The sequence below is a fragment of the Nocardiopsis sp. NPDC055879 genome (assembly GCF_053615935.1).
Window position 1 is genome coordinate 1 of sequence record NZ_JBSHCT010000078.1, and the last position, 2100, is coordinate 2100.

Below are 2100 nucleotides of genomic sequence, written 5' to 3' on the forward strand. Positions count from 1 at the left end.
TCGAAGGTGCGGTTGTCGAGCGCCACCACCGACGCGGGCGGGACGGCGACCGTCTGCGTGCCGTTGTTGTCCTCGACCTCGACGGTGTCGCTCGCGGCGGCGGTGTCCTCGGTCTCTTCCTGACCGGTGGAACAGGAGGTCAGGGCCAGGGCGGACGCCAGGGTGAGGGAGAGCGCCGCGAACGGACGGGGGACGGACTTCATGGAGGTCTCCTTACGAGTTCTTGACGTAGGGGAGCCTAACCTAACCTCAATATCGAATGTGCAACGGAGTGCCGTTTTGAGACCTTCTCCTCACTTTGCGCCGCTTTGACCAGTGCCTTCGTCGGAGGTCAGTCGCTGCCTCGGCTTCTCGTGCCCGATCGGCCTTGCCGGAAGTGTCCCCGGTCCACCGGGTGTGGCCCCACCGACTCCACGGACGACTCGTATCGGTGGTCGGAAACGCCCCGATCCGCGATCGTCATCCGGATACCGTCGGGTTCCTCGGGCGGATGGGCGGTGTCCTGGCCAATGAAGCCCGGCCGACGGCGACGCTCACCCGGGTGTTCGTGGGCGAGTGATGGGGCGAGAGGGCCCTTCGAGCTCGGGGCCGTCCTACCGAAAGGGCTGATGCCCAAGATCCTTGATGGTTCACCTGGCCGGTCGCAGGGCCAGGGTCTCCCGAGGATCGGCTCCCGGGTGGTCCGAGGAGAACAGGTCGACATGGAGGTCGCCGTTCGATTCGACCCGGGCCACGGCGCGCACGATCCGGGACGCACCCCACTCCACACCCAGGCAGGGGCCGGGAGAGAACTCGCTCATGGCCAGCTCGTAGTCACGGCCGGAAACCTCCGTGACCTCGGCGATCCCGCCCTCACAGCTGTAGACGGTATCGCGCATCACCGACAGGGAGGCGGTGGTCGCGTCCTCCTCGAACTCCATGCGCAGGTCGTCTCCCTGCCGGGTGGTTCCTTCCCAAATGCCGGCGATCTCCGAATCGAAGACCGTGGGGGTCGGGGTGGGTGAGGAGGTGGACGACGGTTCTGCCGAGTCGTTCTCGGACATCGGATCCGAGGCTCTGAGCGCCAGGAGGAAGATCAAAATCACGATCACGGCGGCGGTTACCAGTCCTGCGCCGAGCATCCACAGTGGCGGCGATACTTCGCTGATGCTCCTCTCGGGGGAGGAGGGCGCCGAGTGGCCCCCGACCGTTTGAGGTCGAACCGGAACGGGGCGCGGCTCGCCCGGCTTCCACGGCAAGGGACGAGGTCGGTTCGGCAGTGCCGAGTCCACCCTCTGGTGTTCCGGCGTGGGCGCAGGCGTAGGCGTGGGTTTGGGAGTGGGCCTTTGCGCCGGTTCGATCCTGGTGGAGGGCACGGTTTTCGGTGCGGGTGCGGGTGCGGGTGCGGGTGCGGGTGCGGGTGCGGGCTTCTGCCCAGGATCCAGACCCATGAGGCGGTGCAGCACCTGGAGGGACGTCGGCCGTCCCACCGGAACCTTGTTCAAGGACTCGGCCACCAGTGAACGCAACGGTTCCCGTAGAGCACCCAGGTCCGGGTCGACGTTGACGACCTTGTACAGAACCCCCGGCACGGTAGTCGCCGCGAAGGGCGACCTGCCGGTCGCTACGAACACCATCACCGCGCCCCAGGCGAACACGTCGGTGGCGGCGGTGACCCTGCCGTCCGTGAGCTGTTCGGGGGACATGAACCCCGGGGTACCGATGATCGAGTGGGTGTTGGTGTCCGGGCCTTCGGTGATCTGGGCGATCCCGAAGTCGATCACGCGCGGTCCGCCCTCGGCCATGAGCACGTTGCCCGGTTTGAGGTCGCGGTGCACGATACCGGCTTCGTGCACAGACGCCAGGGCGGTGGCCACCGTCACGGCCAGCCGGGTCAGGTCGCCGCCGGACAGAGGCCCCTGTTCCCTGACCCGTTCGTGCAGAGTGGGGCCCTCCACGTACTCGCTGACGATGTAGGCGGGTGAAGTGGTGAAGTCGGAGTCGATGACGGCGGCGGTGCAGAAGGAGGCGACCCTACGGGCGGCCTCGGCCTCACGTTCGAAGCGCCGGCGCACTTCGGGGTCGGACATGCCCTCGGGGTTGAGGGTCTTGACCGCCACC

1 protein-coding gene and 1 pseudogene are annotated in these 2100 nt (G+C 67.4%); both read right to left on the minus strand.

Annotated elements, in window-relative coordinates; translation table 11 throughout:
• Positions 1–203 (minus strand): annotated as a pseudogene (locus ACWGKS_RS29835) (iron ABC transporter substrate-binding protein); the annotation flags it as partial.
• A 426-nt stretch (positions 204–629) separates the two neighbouring features.
• Positions 630–2100, minus strand: a 1471-nt coding sequence (locus ACWGKS_RS29840) for a protein kinase domain-containing protein (RefSeq protein WP_452525063.1), incomplete at its 5' end; no start/stop codon positions are given.